We start from the raw sequence: 17,944 nt of genomic DNA on the forward strand, positions 1-17,944 counted from the left end.
CGATCTGAACCTTCAGGATATTCCCATGTTTGAATACGGTATTCTTCCGCCACTGATGTTCATCGGCATGATTATCTTCATGCTTTACGGATTTCCGGTGGCTTTCTCGCTTGCCACCGTCGGCCTCGTTTTTGGCGTCATCGGCATCTTCACCGAGCATTTTTCACCGGCTTTTCTTCAGGCCCTGCCCCTGCGCATCTTCGGCATCGTTTCGAACGACCTTCTGCTGGCCATACCCTTCTTCACCTTCATGGGCGCTATTCTGGAGCGTTGCGGCCTTGCGGAAGACCTGCTCGAAGGAACGGGGAAGCTTTTCGGCGCTATACCGGGCGGACTTGCCTATGCCGTCATCATTGTCGGCGCGATCCTGGGCGCGATCACCGGCACGGTTGCGGCCTCGGTCATCACCATGGGCGTCATCTCGCTGCCCATCATGCTGAAATACGGCTATAATCCGCGACTTGCCACCGGCGTCATCGCCGCCTCGGGCACGATCACACAGGTCATTCCGCCCTCGCTGGTGCTGATCGTCCTTGCCGACCAGCTCGGTAAATCCGTGGGCGACATGTATCTCGGCGCGATCGGTCCGTCGATCCTGCAGGTGGCGATCTTCATGCTCTTCATCCTGCTGATGTCGATCGTGCGGCCGAAGGATCTTCCGGCTTTGCCGCCGGAGGCGCGCGGTGAGCTTAACCGGGCGCTGGTGTTGCGTGTGCTGGCGGGCATGATCCCCTCCATCGTGCTCATCTTCCTCGTGCTCGGCACCATCTTTCTCGGCCTGGCAACACCGACGGAAGCCGGAGCGCTCGGCGTTGTCGGCGCGATGGCGCTGGCGGCGGCACATCGGCGGCTCAGCTGGGACCTCGTCAAGCAGGGAATGCATTCCACCATGCACATCACGTCGATGGTGGTGTTCATCCTGGTCGGCGCGACCTGCTTTTCGCTCGTTTTCCAAGGCATGGATGGTTCGCTTTGGATCGAGCACATGTTGTCGGGCATTCCGGGCGGTCCTATCGGCTTCCTGATCTTCGTCAATATCTTCATCTTCTTCCTCGCCTTCTTCCTGGATTTCTTCGAAATTGCCTTCATCGTCATTCCAATGCTGGCGCCGATAGCCCAGTCGCTCGGCATTGACCTCATCTGGTTCGGCGTGCTGATCTGCATCAACATGCAGACAAGCTTCATGCACCCGCCTTTCGGATTTGCATTGTTCTACCTGCGTTCCATCGCGCCGCGCACCGTCAAGACATCGGATATCTACATGGGCGCCATTCCCTGGCTCGGCATGCAGCTCATCCTCGTCGCCATCGTGATATTCTGGCCGGAATCCGTCACCTACTGGATAGACAAGGCTCCCGACGTCGATCTGAACTCCATCAAGATCGAGGTGCCCGCCTTCGGTAATCAGGGTGGCAACACCATGCGCAATTTCGGCTTGCCAGGAGGCCAGCCAGGAGGAATGCCGGGCATGCCAAATCTGGGCGAGCCGCCGAAGATCGGGCCTTGACAGGCATCCTGTAGGGGCGCGGAAACGCCTGTGATTGCGAAGACGGGTACGCCCCCACCTTTCCTTCATTCTCTTTAGAAACGGACCCGGGCAGTCACTATACTGCCTGTCCGGTTCTTCTTGATGACGAATGCAACGCTCAGCGTTTTCCACATCGCGTCACGGCCACAATTGAGACCAATGGCCGGGGCTGGGGGCGCCGATCTCAGCCGGCAGTCCGGCTGGTCGCCCATCCTGCGATTGTGCTCTGAAGGACCCGATCATAAACCAATCCTTTGTTGTCGAATGCATGAGGGTACCCGCACAACAAAAACCCCGGAGACCGAAATCTCCGAGGCCTTTGCCCGGTCCGCCGCCGTTACTGAATAATCAGAGCTTGCCGTTACGCTGCTGGATCATCATGAAAGTATCGAAGGTGTATTCCGCCAGCTGCATCCACAGATAGCCTTCGCGCTTGAAGGCGACCTGGTCCTCGTAAATCTTCTTGAAGTCCGGATTGGAAGCCGAAATATTGGCGTATACCTCAAGGGCCGCCTTATAGCACGCTTCCAGAATTTCCTGGCTGAAGGGTCTGAGTACCGCGCCTTCAGAAACGAGCTGCTTGATGGCAATCGGATTTTTGGCGTCGTATTTCGCCATCATGCTGGTATTGGCGAAGGCGCAGGCGTCCTGCAGCGCCGTCTGGTAGTTCTTGGGCAGGCTGTTCCACTTGTCCAGATTGACAAAGGAATGAATGACCGGGCCGCCTTCCCAGAAGGCCGGATAATAATAGTACTTTGCGACCTTCTGGAAGCCGAGCTTGTGGTCGTCATAAGGGCCGACCCACTCGGCGGCGTCGATGGTGCCCTTTTCCAGCGCCGGATAGATATCACCTCCGGCGATCTGCTGCGGCACGACACCAAGCTTTTCAACCACTTTGCCGGCAAGGCCGGCAATGCGCATCTTGACGCCTTTGAAATCGTCAACCGTGTTGATCTCCTTACGGAACCAGCCTCCCATCTGCGCGCCGGTATTGCCCGAAATCATGCCGTAGAGGTTATGTTTGGCGTAGAATTCATTGAGCAGTTTGTTGCCGTTGCCTTCATAGAACCACGAATTGGTCAGGCGAGCATTCAGACCAAAGGGTATCGCCGTCCCGATCGCGAAGGTCGGATCCTTGCCGACATAATAATAGGAGCAGGTATGGCACATTTCCACAGTGCCTGACGATACGGCATCGGCCGCCTGCAAGCCGGGAACGATTTCCCCGGCGGCAAAGGGCTGGATGGTAAAATTGCCGTCGGTGGCGGCAGCGACGTGCTTCGCAATATCCTCGGCACCGCCATAGATCGTATCAAGCGATTTCGGAAATGACGACGTCAGGCGCCAGTTGATCTTGGTATTCTGCTGCGCAATGGCGGGCGCGGCAAGGGCTGCAGTGGCAGCTCCCGCGAGCGCACCTTTTTTCATAAAGGAACGGCGATCCATCTATATCCTCCCAGATATGAACGCTGCCTGCAGCTTTGAATTCCCCTCTTTGCTGTTCAGGCATTGTAGCGAAGTAAGCACGGTTATCGCCCGACTGACAAGCACCCGCACCAAGAATTAATCGCGGAAAAACGCCGTGTTTCCGGGAATTTTCTTCGCATTTTATATTCAACTGAAATATCTCGGCATCGCCTTATACTTTAGGCGCATGCCGGATCAGCAGGAGGCAAAGGCATGCTTGACTTGGTTCGCCGGCGGTCGCACATATTTCGAAGAATCGTTCCGGAGCCGCCATGCCAAAACCCATCATCGCCGTCCCCGCCGACATAAGGCATTTTACCGGAGCCGACTGGCACGCCGCGCAGAACCAGTATGTTTCCGCCGCCCTGAAAGTGGCTGGTGTCATGTCCTTCATCGTGCCGGCCTTTGAGGACGGACACGACGTGGACGCCATTCTCGACCGGGTGGATGGCCTGCTCGTCTCCGGCTCCGCCACCAATGTGCACCCTTCCCTCTACGGAAAGGAGGCGAAGGAGAGCGACGGCCCGTTCGACCAGGCCCGCGATGCCACCAGCCTGCCGCTCATCCGCCGTGCGATCGAGCGCGGCATTCCGATGCTGGCCATCTGCCGAGGAATACAGGAACTGAATGTGGCGCTGGGCGGAACGCTGGCGTCCGAAATTCAGGAGCACCCGGGCATATGGGACCACCGCAAGCCGGAACATGACGACCGCGACGTCGCCTTTGCCATCCGCCAGCCTGTGCATGTGCGCGAAGGCTCCTGCATTGCACAGCATCTCGGCATGTCGGGCGAAATCCAGATCAACTCGCTGCACAGGCAGGCCATTGCCGAAACCGCGCCGCGCCTGCAGGTGGAGGCGACGGCCGCCGATGGCACAATAGAGGCGGTGTCTGTCATTGACGCAAAAGGATTTGCTGTCGGGGTGCAATGGCATCCGGAATACTGGGCCGAGACGGACGCGCCCTCCCGCGCCCTGTTCGAGGCCTTCGGCAAAGCCGTCCACGACTATCGAAACAGCAAAGCATGAGCCGCTGCTGATCCCCTCGCCGCATGAGGACACAAAAAAGGGGCAAGCCTGAAGGCCTGCCCCAAGGTCTGGGAGGAGGATTTAACGCTTGGCGCGTTTCTTCTGCCGGTAGACGTCAGCGACGACGGCCGCCACGATGATGAGACCTTTGACGATCTCCTGATAGTAGGCGTCCACTCGGAGGAAGGTGAAGCCCGATGTCATGACGCCGAGAATGATCGTACCGATTACCGTTCCGGTGATGCGGCCGGCGCCGCCGGATAGCGAGGTGCCGCCGATGACGGCCGCGGCGATGGCGTCAAGCTCATACATCACGCCCATGCCGGCCTGCGCGGTCTGAGCGCGGGCAGCGGTGACAACACCGGCGAGACCGGCGAGCATTCCGGCAATGGCATAGACCTTGATCAGATGTGCCTCGATATTGATACCGGATACACGTGCAGCCTGCTCATTCGCACCGATTGCATATGTGAACTTGCCATAGCGGGTGTAACGCAGCGCGACGTGGAAAATGATTGCCACGAGCAGGAACACCACGACTGGCCAGATGCCTGTGCCAATGAAATTGAAACCGTCGGTCAGGCCGGAGATCGGCTGACCCTTCGTATACCACTTGGAAATGCCGCGCGCGGTCACCATCATGCCGAGAGTGGCAATGAAGGGCGGGATTTTCGTGCGGGCGATGAGCTGCCCATTGATGAAACCGGCCAACATGCCGGCGAGAATGCCGACAGCAAGCGGGATGATGAACGGCAGGTCGGTGAGCCCGGGATAAAGTGCCCGCGGCCAGGTTGAGGACTGGGCCATGCTGGCGGACAACATCGCCGTGAGGCCGACGACCGACCCGGAGGACAGATCGATGCCGCCGGTAATGATGACCTGCGTAACACCTACGGCTATGATGCCGATCACGGAGACCTGCAGGATCATGATGGTCAGTCGCTGCTGGTTCATCAGGAAGCTCTGGCCGATGAATATCCAGCCGAGAATCTCGTAAATCAGCGCTATGCCGATCAGAATGAAGAAAATATTGGCCTCCGGCGGTATGCGCCGGTGCGGTTTGCGTCCGGATTTGGCATCCAGCTCCGGAGTGGCGGCGGCGTTGCTATTCATATCTGTTCCTCCTCGAGAAATCCCGGCGCGCCTCACCGCGATGCGAGATCCATCACCTTAACCTGCGTGGCTTCACTTCTATCAAGGAAGCCGGTCACCCGACCTTCATGCATGACCATGATGCGGTCGCTCATTCCCAGAACCTCCGGCATTTCGGAGGAAATCATGATGACGGCGACGCCCTGGCGCGCCATCTCACAAACGAGCTTGTGAATTTCTGCCTTGGCGCCCACATCGATGCCGCGCGTCGGCTCATCGAGGATCAGAATGCGCGGCTTGGTCAGCATCCAGCGACCGATCAACACTTTCTGCTGGTTGCCGCCCGAAAGATTTTCGATGCGCTCGTAAAGATGCGGAGTTTTCACCCTCAGCTTGCGGCACATTTCCTCGCAGGCGTCCGACAACGCGTTTTCCTGCACGAAACCATTGGCGAAATATTTGTCCTGCAGAACCGCGATCTGCATATTTTCCAGAATATTCAGGATCAGCAGACATCCCGTGTCCTTGCGATCCTCGGTCAGAAACGCCATGCGATGACGAATGGCTTCCGTCGGGCTGGTGACTGAAACGGGTTTGCCATCGATGCTGATCGTCCCTGAAGACGCGGGCGTCACACCGAAGACTGTCTCTGCAACATTGGAACGACCGGAACCGACCAGGCCCGCGACGCCGAGAATTTCACCGGCGCGAACGTCGAAGGAAATATCGTGGAACACGCCATCAAGCGTCAGGTTTTTGACCGACAGGACAACGTCGCCGATAGGAACCTCTTCCTTCGGGAACATCTGCGTGATCTCGCGGCCCACCATCATACGGATGATGTCGTCACGCGTTACATCGGTAGAGGCATGCGTGCCGATATATTTCCCGTCTCGGAAAACAGAGAACTCGTCGGCGATTTCGAACAGCTCGTTCATCTTGTGGGTGATGTAGACGATGCCGATACCGCGTTCCCTGAGATCGCGAATGATGCGGAAGAGATGCTCCACCTCGCGCTCCGTCAGCGCGGATGTCGGCTCATCCATAATGAGAACGTCGGAATCGTAGGAAACCGCCTTGGCGATCTCGACCATCTGACGGCTGGCGACGGAAAGCTCACCGACCCGCGTTTCCGGATCGAGATCGATACCGAGGCGATCCAGCAGGGCTTCGGTACGGCGGTACATCTCGCCATGGTCGATAAGGCCCAGCCGGTTCTTGGGTTCCCGCCTGATCCAGATATTTTCCGCGACCGTCATGTAAGCCATCAGGTTCAATTCCTGATGGATCATGGCAATGCCGTTTTCCAACGCATCAAGCGGGGAATCGAGACGAATATCGGCGCCTTTCAGGCGGATTTCGCCGCTGTCTGGCTGGTAGATGCCAGCCAGAATCTTCATCAGCGTCGATTTTCCAGCGCCGTTCTCGCCCATCAGCGCGTGCACGGTGCCGCGCTTTAGCTTGAACTGCACATCATCGAGCGCCACCACGCCGGGAAATTCCTTGCGTATGCCTTCGACGGCGAGAAGGTATTCCGCATTCGGCACGGCGCCGCTGGCGCGCACGGCGGCCATTGTCGATGGACTGACGACCATCTCATCCTCCACAATAGACAAAATTGACCGGAAACAGGCTTCGCCCAATGGCGCACCTTGCCTCCGGGGAGGCTTACAGCGCCATGTCGACCACAACATGCAGGGCGCTGCAACACTTTGAATTCACTGGAATTCAATCACGATCCCCTCATGCGCCGAAGCTTGTTCGGCGCCGTCGGGAACCGGCATCTGCCTCCAATATCAATCTGAACGGGCGCAGATGCCGGAAGGCGGCCACTAGTTCTTGGCCACGTAGTCCTTGACGTTTTCAGGCGTGACGAGCTGGAAGGGGATGTAAACCTTCTTCTCGACCTTCTCGCCCTTGACGAGCTTCAGCGCGGCATCAAGTGCGCCCTTGCCCTGGCCTGCCGCATCCTGGAAGACCGTGGCGTCGAGATCGCCCGCCTGCATGGCGGCGAGAGCATCCTGCGTGGCGTCTACACCGGCGACGACATAATCCTTCATGTCCTTGCCAGCAGCCTTCAGAGACTGAATCGCGCCGATCGCCATTTCGTCGTTATTGGCGATGACGGCGTTGAACTCGATGCCGCTCGACAGCCAGTTGGTCACGAGGTCGGAACCCTGCGTGCGCTGCCAGTTGGCAGTCTGCTCTTCAACCACGGAAATGCCTTTGCATTCGTCGGTCTTCAAGACATCCTTCGCAGACTGCGTGCGCATGCGCGCCGCCTGGTTCGAGAGCTCGCCCATCATGATGACGGCATTGCCCTTGCCACCGAGGAGGCGGCAAACCTCTTTCGCCTCAAGCGTACCAGCCACCGTTTCGTCGGAGGCGACAAACGCCTGTCCGTCCGGCAGGCTGTCGACGTTCACCGGCTGGCGGTTGACGTAAACGAGCGGAATCTTGGCGTCGGCTGCGAGCTTGGACATGGCCGCTGTCGCATCCGTGTCCACAGGGTTGACGATGATCGCGTCGACCTTGGAAGCGATGAAGTTCTGGATCTGGCTCTGCTGCTTGGCGACGTCGTTCTGCGCATCCTCGACCTGCAGGGTGACGCCCTTCAGCTCCTTGGAATAATCCTGCATGCCATTGCGCAGCACGGTCAGGAAGTTGTCGTCAAACAGCGCCATCGAGACACCTACGGTCTCCGCATGGGCCGCCGTGCCGAGAAGCACAGACATAGCTGCGCCGATGATAAATTTCTTCATTGTTTTTCTCCTCCGTGGCGTCCGGCGCCGCCTCTCCCAGCCGGAGACGAACCCGAAAGCCCGCCGCAACCTCCTCACATCAGAAAACGGAATAATGAAACCGATTTTCTGCCTGTTCGATATATTTATTCCATTTTTGGTTCGAACGTCAATGTTTTCTTCGCAGCCCCGCAGCGGAGTGGTGCACAAGGCTGTGATGATGGGAAATTGCGGAGAAAGCGCCTTCCGGATCGCATAGCCGTGGAAGATGCAGAGGCTCGCTCGGCCTCGTTCCCAACCGGGAGGCCGGGTCCATAAGCCGTTGAAATTATGGTTTACGGCTCGAAATCGGGAGAACTCGGCCGTGATGGAAGATTTATTCCAAACCGGCATCCACTGGCTCTCCTTGGAGAAGGCCGGCGGCGCATCAGCTTTTCTTCCGCTCGAAACAGTCAGGGGATCTTCCGTGCCGCCTCTGGAAATATGGCGGCACGGGCAGCGGCAAAAGGAGGTGCGTAGCGCCTTACCGGTGGGAGCCCGGCATGACATCGGCGGGAATCGGGCATACATATTTGCTGCCTTCCGTCTTTTCCTGCCATTCCTTCCTGGCATTGGCGAGCAGTTCCGGCGTTGTCATCAGTGAAAGACCTGTCGCTGCAAGCGTTTTGGCGGCATGCACCATGGCCTTATGGGCGGCAGGAGTTTTGCCTTGTGCCACCACCTGCCAGGTATGCGGATTGGTTCCGATCGCCCAGGCGGGTGTCCAGCATTGTGCGGTCGGTGTCACCCAGCTGACGTCACCGACATCGGTGGAGCCGGCCCGAAAATGCGAATGCCCCTCGAAATCCCGCAGGCCGAGATGCAGGGGCGTCGAGCCGTCGATCTTACGGTTGGAAAAGACATCACCCTTTATCTGGTAGAGCCGGATGCTGCTTTTGATCGCCTCGTCAGTAAAAGTATCCTGGATGCGTTTGGCAAAAGCGATATCCGCTTCGTCGAAAGCGACGGGGCCAAGCGCCACCATGTTTTCATGCATCGCCGTTTCCAGCGCGATGTTGGGCAGCAGATTGGTGGAGGCGGTATCAAAGACGATCTCCACCTCGGTCTCGGTCATCAGTGCCGCACCGCGCGCCACCTTGTCCACCCGCGCGGCGAGATCAAGCGCCTGACGCATTTCCGGGGCGCGGATCAGATAAAGGACTTCCGCCTTGGCCTGCACCACATTGGCCGCCTTGCCGCCAGTGTCAGTGATTGCATAATGTACGCGGCAATCCTGCGGCATGTGTTCGCGCAGGAAATTGACGCCGACATTCATGAGTTCGACGGCATCGAGCGCCGAGCGGCCGAGATGGGCTGCATTGGAAGCGTGGGCCGCAACACCCTTGAAACGGTAAAAATATTCCAGCACGGCCAGATTATTGGTCGAGCGTACCCCGTTGAACGGTGCCGGGTGCCAGGTCAGCGCAGCATCGACATCGTCAAACAGGCCGGCACGCACCATGAAGGTCTTACCGGAACCGCCCTCCTCGCCGGGGCAGCCGTAATACCGGACGGTGCCGGGCATGTTATTGGCCTTCAGATGCCGGGCGAGCGCAATAGCGGCCATCAATGAGCCGACGCCGAGCAGGTTATGGCCACAGCCATGGCCGGTGGCGCCCTCCTCTCGCGGCTGCACCTTCGCCACATCAGCCACCTGGCTCATGCCGGCCAGCGCATCGAATTCACCGAGGAAGGCGATAACGGGCTTGCCCCTGCCAAATTCGCCGATGAAGGCGGTTTCCATGCCCGCCACACCGCGCCGAACCGCAAAGCCATTTTCCTCAAGCGCGGCGGCCAGAACGCCGGCAGATTGCCGTTCTTCAAATTTGAGTTCGGCAAAATCCCAGATGCTGTCGCTCAAAGTGGTGAAATCAGGCTTCATCGCCTCGATTTCGGCGGCAATCGACATCACGGCATCACGGTTCATGGCTTTTCCTCGCATTTCCGCCCTTTTCGGGCACGCGCAAGCGCTTCGGCAGAGGCACCGCCAAATTACCGCGCTTAATAATGGAAAGCCCGCGCCGGGGTCAGCCGCCGGCGCGGGCAAGGGTGGGTCAGTTGTCGACCGAGACCTCCCAGAGGCGAGCGTTCGACTGCCAGACAGGCTGGCCCTTCAGCTTCTTCGTCGCGCCCCAGACATCGACCATGTCATAGAGGAAGATACCCGGCATTTCCTTCAGCATCAGCTCATGGAACTCATCGAAAATCTTCTGGCGTTTCGTCTGGTCGGCCTCAACATAGGCGGCCTTCATCAGCTCGATCGCCTTCGGATCATCCCACATCAGGGAAGCGTTCTTGTCCTTGTTGCCGACATAAAAGGCATACATCAGCGCCGGGTCGAGGCGCGGAGCGACCGACTGCGAGATCACCTGATAATTGCCGGAGCGGCGGCGATCCACCTGGGTGGCATAGTCCAGCACCTCGATCTGCACGTTGAGGCCCGCCTGCTGCATCATCGCCTGCGCCATGACAGCGGCCGGGAAGCTCGGCACGTTGCCACGCTTGTTGGCGATGATCGAGATTGGTTCGCCCTTGTAACCGGCCGCCTCAAGCTCCTTCTTGGCGGCATCGATGTCATAGGCCGGACGCTTCTTCTGGGTCTCACCGTAATAGACAGAATCCTGCGAAACCATCGAACCGTTGGCCTCGCCCGTGCCGTTGGATGCGGCGGCAACCAGTTCATCAAGATCGAGTGCCATCGCCATGGCGCGACGCACGCCGGGATTGCTCAGCACCTTGTCACGGGTCTGGATGTAGAACAGGTTCTTGCCGTTGTTGCGGGAAACGATGAGTTGCATCTTTTCGTTGGTCTTGAATTCCGGAATGAGATCGGGGGAAATCTCGGCCGTATCGAGCACGCCGGATTCAAGACCCGCCTTCACGGTCGAGGCATCGGGGATGACCATGAACTTGACGCCATCGGCCAGCGGCCGCTTGGAGCCGACCATGCCGTCAGGCTTGCCGTCATTTGCTGGCGAAACGTAGTCGGCAAACTTGGCGAGGCGGATATACTCGCCCTTCTTCCACTCGTCCCACTGAAAGGGCCCCGTGCCGATTGGCTTGACGAAACTGCCATCGGAAGCAACCGATTCCGGTGAGATCATGCCCGTATAACCGCATTCCGGCCGTGACATGAGGCCCAGGAAAACGCCGGATGGTTTTTCCAGGGTGATCTCGACAGTGGAAGCGTCCGTGGCCTTGACGCCAGTGACGTGTGCTGCGCCGCCCTCGACGAAATCGTTGAGGCAGGCCCATTTGGTTTCCGGCTTCAGGTAACGCGTCCAGTTCCAGACGACATCCTCTGCGGTGAGCGGCTTGCCGTTGTGGAATTTCACGTCCTTGCGCAGCTTGAACGTATAGGTCAGGCCATCAGGGGCGACCTCGACGCTTTCTGCGAGAAGCGGCTTCACCTCACCGGCATTGTTATAGCCGACGAGACCCTCGACGATATGCAGGATAACCCCATCCGTATTGCCATCGCGGTTCACCCCCGGGTTGTTGCTGCGCAGATCCGAGCTCTGCGCAATGGTGATGTCGCGTGCTGCGGTTATGTTGGCCGTTACGAGCAGGGCAACGCCTGCGAGAAGAAGTTTTTTCACTGTTCTACCCTCTTTGTTGTCGTTGATTGTTATTGATGAAAGCCATCCCAGCACGCCTGCGCCAGCCGGCCGATCGTTTCGAGCGCGATGGTGTATCCCGGCGTGCCGTCAGGCATGGTTTGCGGCACCTCATCGGTATAGGCGGTGATGATGAAGGACGGCGCGCCGTTTCTGTAGACGATGCCCGCATCCATGCGACCACGTTTGCCGCGACCGCTCTTGCTCGCCACCACGGCCTCGAACGGCAGGCGGGAGCGAATTCCATAACGCAAAATCTGGTTCTTCAGCGTCTGCATCGCCCATTCGCACAATTGCGGACTGCATCCGAGCTTCGCCTGCGCTTGCCGCGAGGACTGGGCATCGAGAATGGTCTGCAACAGCAACACCTGGTCCGCCGCCGACGTTGTGGTGACGGTTTTAAGCGGATGGTCCGCCGCCAGTGCCAATGGCGGAATGAGAAAACGATGATGGGTGTTGGACATGCCGAGCGATTTGCAATAGCCGTCCACCTCTTCCAGCGTCAGCCTCTCCAGCACCATCTTGGTGCAGACATTATCGCTCAGCACCATCATGCCGGCGACGGCATCGCGTAGCGAAATCACGATGCCCGGGGTCATGTAGCGGAACATGCCGCTCGCCACCTCTTCCGCCAGCCGCTTTTCGTAGATGACGGGCTGGTCGAGATCGATCCGCCCTTCGCTGGCGGCCTTGAGCACTGCCATCATGATCGACGTCTTGCGGGTGCTGCCCGATGGCGTCTCCTCGTTTTCTCCCCGGCCGATCTCTTCACCGGTCAGGAGATTGCGCACCATGAAGCGCGTCACGAAAGGCTGTGCATCACAGATCGCATTCAGTCGGGCAGCCACTGTCATTGTCATCTTCCTGTTAAACTTCATCTTCCAGACGCCATTTCAGTGTCACGCCGCCCTTTTCATTCTGGTCGAGGGCGGGAATGGCCGAGAGCAGCCGGCGCGTATAGGCCTCTCTAGGACTGTCGAAAATCGTGTCGCGGTCACCCTCTTCGATGATGCGCCCGTCCTGCATGACGACGACACGGTCCGCCACCTGCTCCACCACACCGAGATCGTGGCTGATGAACAGGCAGGAAAAGCCGTAACGTTTCTGCAGATCGGAAAAGAGATCGAGCACCTGCGCCCGCACCGTCACGTCGAGTGCCGAGACCGGTTCGTCGGCGATCAGGAACCGCGGACGGCGGGCAACGGCGCGGGCAATCGCCACGCGCTGACGCTGGCCGCCGGAAAGCTCGTGCGGATAACGGGCGGCGTAGTCAGCGCCGAGCCCCACTTCCTCCAGTGTTTCCAGCGCCCGCTTGCGCTTGGCGGCCTGATCGAGGTCAGGCACGCGGCGCAATGCCTCCTCCACCAGCGCCTGAATGGTCATGCGCGGATCAAGCGAGGAATAGGGATCCTGAAACACCATCTGGCAATTCAGGCGATAATCCTTCCAGTCCTCGTTGCGCTCGCGGCCCTGAAAGCGGATATGCCCTTCGCTTTCCTTGACGAGCCCGGCAATGGTGCGGCCGAGCGTCGTCTTGCCGGAACCGGAACCACCGACGAGCGCCACGACCTCTCCCTCATGAATATCGATGCTGACGCCATGCAGCGCGCGCTTTGGCTTGGCTTTCTTCAGCAGGGATTTGCGACCGGCATAATCCACAACGATATCGCGGGCCGAAACCATCGGCGCCTTGGAGGTGTCGATACGGCGCGGCTCGCCACGGAACGGCAGAGAGGAAAGCAGCTTCTTGGTATATGGGTGCTGCGGCGCGTCCAGCAGGTCCTCGGTACGGCCCTGCTCGACAATCGCGCCTTTTTCCATGACCACGATGCGGCTGGTATAACGCGCCACCATCGGCAGATCATGGCTGATGAGCAAAACGGCGGTGCCTTCCGCACGTGTCAGCTCCACCATCAGTTCCATGACATCGCGCTGGATGACAGCGTCAAGTGCCGTCGTCGGCTCGTCGGCAATCAGCAATGCGGGTTTCAACAGCATGACCGAGGCCAGCATGATGCGCTGGCGCATGCCGCCGGAAAACTCATGCGGATAGGCCGTCAACGCGCCTTCGGGATCGCGGATGCCGACCCGGCTCAGCATGTCGAGAATTCTCGCGCGGCGGTCTTCTCCCGACAGTTTCGTGTGAAGGATCAGCCCCTCTTCCAGCTGCCGGCCTATCGTCATTGATGGATTGAGGGAGGTCATCGGCTCCTGAAACACCACGCCGATCTCCGCGCCGCGCAGATTTCGAAGCGCCTTCACCGGCAGGGACATCACATCCTGCCCCTTGTAGACGATCGATCCGCCGGTGACAGCGATGGCCGGTGGCAGAAGCGAGATGAGCGCGCGGGTGGCGAGCGTTTTACCCGAACCGCTTTCACCGACGATGCCGAAGATTTCGCCCGCGGCTATATCGAAGGAAACATCCTTGACCACCCGATGGCCGGTTCTGGCGACTTCGAGCGAAAGGCCCCGGACGGTGAGAAGTGTATTACCAGTCATTTGAGACCTCTCATGCGCGGGTCAAGCCTGTCGCGGAGGGCATCGCCCAAAAGATTGATGCCGAGCAGCGTCAGCGCGATGCAGAGACCGGGGAAAAGACCCAGCCACACGGCCTGCTGGATGAAGGGTCGGCCGGCGGCCAGCATGTTGCCCCAGGTGGGGGCCGGCGGCGGCACACCAAGGCCAAGGAAGGAGAGCGCGCTTTCCGACAGAATGGCCCAGCCAAACATGGAAGTGGCAAGAACCGTGATCGGCGCGATGCAATTGGGCAGGATGTGGCGGAACATGGTGTAGATTTCACCATTGCCCATCACCAGCGACGCCTCGATGAATTCACGCTCACGCAGAGAAAGCACGGCACCGCGCACCACGCGGGCCATGGATGGCGTATAAGCGATACCTAGAGCGAAGATGATGCCATACTGGTTTGCGCCGAACACCGCGAGCAGGCCCAGCGCCAGCAGAATGCCGGGAAAGGCGAGAAGCGCATTGTTGATGGCCATGATGACGCCATCCACCCAGCCCCGCGCATAACCGCTGACAAGGCCGATCAGCGTGCCGCAGATCGTCGCGAAGCTGACCGTCAGGAAGCCGATCCAGACGCTGGCACGTGCGCCGACCATCAGGCGGCTCAAAACATCGCGCCCGAATTCGTCGGTGCCGAGAAGATGGCTGGCGCTTGGACTGGCTAGACGCGAGGCGAAACCGAGCTTCATTGGATCATAAGGTGTCCAGAACAGGCCGGTTGCGGCGGTAATGAGCAGGAGGGCGATGAGAAAGCCGCCGATAAGCCCGTTGAGTGTGAACTTTTTCATTCGGCAACCACGCGCGGATCGAAGAGGGGATAGAGAAGGTCGACGAACAGGTTGACCAGAACATAGGAGAGCGAGACGAACAGCAGACAGCCCTGTATGACCGGATAGTCGCGGGCAAAAATACTGTCGACCATCAACCGTCCGAGACCCGGAATGGTGAACACCGTTTCGATGACGGCGATGCCGCCGAGAAGATTGCCAAGGATGAGGCCGATCATTGTCCAGGTCGGACCGAAGGCATTCTTGAAGGCGTGCCGCCAGAGAACGGCGCTTTCCGAAAGGCCCTTGGCGCGGGCGTGGGTGATGTAATCCAGCCGCAGAACCTCCAGCGTCGAGGCGCGCGCCATGCGGATCAGAACACCCATTTCGTGGATTACCAGCGTCATGACGGGCAGGACGAGATAAAGCATGCCGCCGACGAGATTGTCGCTGATCGACACATATCCGAGCACCGGCAGCCAGCCGAGTTTCAGGCCGAAAAACAGAAGGAGCAGAAGGCCAAGCCAGAACGTGGGAATGGACAGAAGCAGCGTCGCCGTTCCGACCAGCGCGAGATCAGTCAGGCTGTTCTGTTTCCAGGCGGCGATCACGCCTGCCGGAACCGCAATCAGGCTGGCGAGAAGCACCGCGACCACGACGATCTCGGCGCTGACGAGAAAGCGCGAGACGACCAGCGGCAGCACCGGCTCGTCATTGACGATGGAGCGACCGAAATCGCCCTGCACCACATTGCCGGCCCAGATGACGAACTGTTGCGGCATGGACTTGTCGAGGCCGAGCTCGGTCCTCATGGCTTCGATCTGTTCCGGTTGCGCCATGTCGCCCAGCATCAGGGCGGCCGGATCGCCGGGAATGAAGCGGATGAGCGCGAACACCGTGATCGACACGAATGCGATCGTCGGCAGCGCCATCAAAAGACGGCTCAGTATGAATCTTATCATCGGTTCCCCACGATTGATGGCAGGTAATGACAGCCCGCCTCTATCGGTTTCATTGCTGGCGACTATGACGGATTGAGAAATATCACGCAATATTATGCATAAACGTCATACCTCTATGCAGAATGACGGCGCGGTCATCCCGATGAGGACAAGGACATCTTCCGCCCAAAATCCCGCTTCAGACGATCTTTTGCGAGAGCTGGATTTCCCGCTTCAAGGCATCGCTCAGCGCCTGCGCAGCGATGGAGAGCGGTGCCCCGGAGGCGCGGGCAAGACCGAACTCCTGCATCGCCTGCGGGACGAACGGCCGCGCGACAACGGGCAGGTGCCGATAGAGGTTGGCATAAAAACTGCTGATGATCGTTACCCCCAACCCGTGCGCCACATAGGCGCAGGCGGAACTGTTGGTGTGAGTCTCGATCTTCACCATCGGTTTGACGCCAGCCTTTTTGAACACCTGATCGAGCGCCATGCGATTTGGCCGCTGGCGGCCGATCAGGATGAGCGGAATGTTGCGCAGGTCCTTCACGGTAATTTCGTCAAGCGCTGCCAGCGGATGATCCTCCCGGACCACGCACACACTCTTGCCGGTCGCGACACGCTCGACGTCGATGCCCGGCCCGATCTCACCTTCCATCCGCAGGAAACCGAGATCAATCACCCGCTCGCCGACAAGCTTGTTGATGGCGGTCGTCGTCTCGAAAAAAGTCTCAATGCGAACGCCGGGAAAATCCCGGACATAGTCGATCAGCATGGCGGGCGCGAAATTTTCCCACATACTGCTCGGCAGCCCGATGCGCACGATTTCCGGACCAGCCGCACCATTCCGCAAATCTTCCGCATGACCGGACATGCGGTCGACCGCAAGCAGCACGTTTTCCGCATCCCGCGCAAGCAGCACCGCCTCCGGTGTCGGAATGAGCCGCCCTTTGTCGCGGGCAAACAGCGTCAGAGACAGGTCGGCCTCAAGCTGCGCCAGAAGCCGGCTGATACCGGATTGGCTAAGCCCCATTGCCTTGGCCGTGGCGATGGTCGAGCCGGTGGAAAGAAGCGTACGAAGAACTTCGAGCTGCTTGATGTTCATGAGGCCAGCACCATGGATGAAGAGACAAGCCGGTTTCGGTTCTGACGTTTTGCCGCCGATAACGCTTCATGTCACCGGTTTTTTATCCCGCACGCGGCAACTGCCTACAGTTCCACCGAATACACGGTGTCATGGGTGGCCACGCAAGCATCACCCGTGGGGGTAACCCAACCGCGGAACATGCCGGGGGTATTGTAGGGCGCTGCAATCCCGCCTTCGGCATCGATAGCCACAAGACCCGCGCCAATATCGTAGGGCGCCAGATCCTTAAGGACGAGATTGCCAGCAGCCGTCTCCAGATCCTGCCCGAGATAGGCGACGCGGGATGCGATCTCGTGACCGACGACGTAGCGGATGAAAAATTCGCCCTTGCCGGTGCCGGAAACCGCGCAGGCCCCATCCCGTGCATAGGTGCCTGCCCCGATCACCGGGCTGTCACCCACCCGGCCATCGGGCTTGTTGGTGTAGCCACCTGTCGAGGTGGCCGCGGCAAGATGGCCCGCCGCATCGAGCGCCACCGCACCCACGGTTCCGTGTTTCTCGTTTTCCGTCGCTTCCGTGCCAGCGGCGGCGTGGCGCTTCATCGCCGCCAGTGCTTCACGGCGCTTTTGAGTCGTGAAATAGGATTGCGGCTCGGTCGCGAGCCCCTTTTCCTCTGCAAAGCGGTCGGCCGCCTCCCCCGTCAGATAGACGGCACGGTCATCCGCCATCAGTGCGCGGGCGGCTTTCACCGGATTGCGAATGGCGCGGGACGCGCTGATCGCGCCCGCTGCCAATGTGGCACCATCCATGATCGAGGCATCGAGTTCGTGGATGCCGTTCTCGTTCAGTGCGGCGCCATGCCCTGCGTTAAAATGCGGGCTGTCCTCCATGACAACGACCGCCGCCTCGACCGCCTCAAGCGCGGTTCCGCCAGCCTTCAATACGCCATAACCGGCACGCAGCGCCGCTGCCAGATCATCGCGCGCAGCGGTCCACTCCTCTGAAGTCATGCTGTCTTCCGGCATAACGCCGCAACCACCGTGAATGGCCAGTGCGATCTTCGTCATGTTCTCTCCCCTCGTCGCCCCGCCCACCGCAGGGCCTCTTA

General features: G+C 59.4%; 14 protein-coding genes. 2 read left to right on the plus strand and 12 right to left on the minus strand.

The window, feature by feature from the left end; genetic code table 11:
- The first annotated feature begins 25 nt into the window (after window positions 1-25).
- The gene (locus EGT36_RS18840; RefSeq protein ID WP_125270831.1) at window positions 26-1,507 is read left to right on the plus strand and encodes a TRAP transporter large permease; all 1,482 of its coding nucleotides are present in this window, start codon (window positions 26-28) and stop codon (window positions 1,505-1,507) included.
- Between the two features lie 369 nt (window positions 1,508-1,876).
- On the opposite strand, the gene EGT36_RS18845 is transcribed toward EGT36_RS18840, so the two are convergent.
- Window positions 1,877-2,974, minus strand: coding sequence for a TRAP transporter substrate-binding protein (locus EGT36_RS18845; RefSeq protein ID WP_003510333.1), 1,098 nt, complete (start codon window positions 2,972-2,974; stop codon window positions 1,877-1,879).
- 293 nt (window positions 2,975-3,267) lie between these two features.
- Here EGT36_RS18845 and EGT36_RS18850 point away from each other — a divergent pair, with 293 nt between their 5' ends.
- On the plus strand, window positions 3,268-4,023 hold the full coding sequence (locus EGT36_RS18850) for a gamma-glutamyl-gamma-aminobutyrate hydrolase family protein (RefSeq protein WP_125270832.1): 756 nt from the start codon (window positions 3,268-3,270) through the stop codon (window positions 4,021-4,023).
- Between the two features lie 81 nt (window positions 4,024-4,104).
- Here the strand turns inward: EGT36_RS18850 and EGT36_RS18855 are convergent, their stop codons facing one another.
- The 11 genes from EGT36_RS18855 to EGT36_RS18910 form a co-directional block, all read right to left on the minus strand.
- The gene (locus tag EGT36_RS18855) at window positions 4,105-5,136 is read right to left on the minus strand and encodes an ABC transporter permease (protein WP_022563607.1); all 1,032 of its coding nucleotides are present in this window, start codon (window positions 5,134-5,136) and stop codon (window positions 4,105-4,107) included.
- 32 nt (window positions 5,137-5,168) lie between these two features.
- Entirely contained in the window at window positions 5,169-6,710 is a 1,542-nt protein-coding gene (locus EGT36_RS18860) for a sugar ABC transporter ATP-binding protein (RefSeq protein WP_125270833.1), read from the minus strand.
- A 237-nt stretch (window positions 6,711-6,947) separates the two neighbouring features.
- Window positions 6,948-7,877, minus strand: a complete 930-nt coding sequence (locus EGT36_RS18865) for a sugar ABC transporter substrate-binding protein (protein ID WP_004438419.1) — start codon at window positions 7,875-7,877, stop codon at window positions 6,948-6,950.
- 502 nt (window positions 7,878-8,379) lie between these two features.
- Complete coding sequence (locus EGT36_RS18875) at window positions 8,380-9,822, minus strand: M20 family metallopeptidase (RefSeq protein WP_080823246.1); 1,443 nt, start codon at window positions 9,820-9,822, stop codon at window positions 8,380-8,382.
- Window positions 9,823-9,949: 127 nt separating this feature from the next.
- Window positions 9,950-11,494, minus strand: a complete 1,545-nt coding sequence (locus tag EGT36_RS18880) for an ABC transporter substrate-binding protein (protein WP_035208529.1) — start codon at window positions 11,492-11,494, stop codon at window positions 9,950-9,952.
- A gap of 29 nt (window positions 11,495-11,523) precedes the next feature.
- Entirely contained in the window at window positions 11,524-12,366 is an 843-nt protein-coding gene (locus tag EGT36_RS18885; protein ID WP_172965672.1) for a serine hydrolase, read from the minus strand.
- 13 nt (window positions 12,367-12,379) lie between these two features.
- Window positions 12,380-14,014 (minus strand): ABC transporter ATP-binding protein, encoded by a 1,635-nt coding sequence (locus EGT36_RS18890; protein ID WP_125270835.1) that lies wholly within the window; start codon window positions 14,012-14,014, stop codon window positions 12,380-12,382.
- Window positions 14,011-14,829, minus strand: coding sequence for an ABC transporter permease (locus EGT36_RS18895; RefSeq protein WP_004438408.1), 819 nt, complete (start codon window positions 14,827-14,829; stop codon window positions 14,011-14,013). Before EGT36_RS18895 ends, EGT36_RS18890 begins: the two co-directional genes overlap by 4 nt.
- Window positions 14,826-15,770, minus strand: coding sequence for an ABC transporter permease (locus tag EGT36_RS18900; RefSeq protein WP_004438407.1), 945 nt, complete (start codon window positions 15,768-15,770; stop codon window positions 14,826-14,828). The genes EGT36_RS18895 and EGT36_RS18900 overlap by 4 nt, the downstream gene beginning before the upstream one ends.
- Before the next feature lie 178 nt (window positions 15,771-15,948).
- Window positions 15,949-16,854, minus strand: coding sequence for a LysR family transcriptional regulator (locus EGT36_RS18905; RefSeq protein WP_125270836.1), 906 nt, complete (start codon window positions 16,852-16,854; stop codon window positions 15,949-15,951).
- A 104-nt stretch (window positions 16,855-16,958) separates the two neighbouring features.
- Complete coding sequence (locus EGT36_RS18910) at window positions 16,959-17,903, minus strand: isoaspartyl peptidase/L-asparaginase family protein (protein WP_125270837.1); 945 nt, start codon at window positions 17,901-17,903, stop codon at window positions 16,959-16,961.
- Window positions 17,904-17,944 lie beyond the last annotated feature (41 nt).

The organism is Agrobacterium sp. FDAARGOS_525, assembly GCF_003938925.1.
Taxonomy (GTDB): domain Bacteria; phylum Pseudomonadota; class Alphaproteobacteria; order Rhizobiales; family Rhizobiaceae; genus Agrobacterium; species Agrobacterium pusense.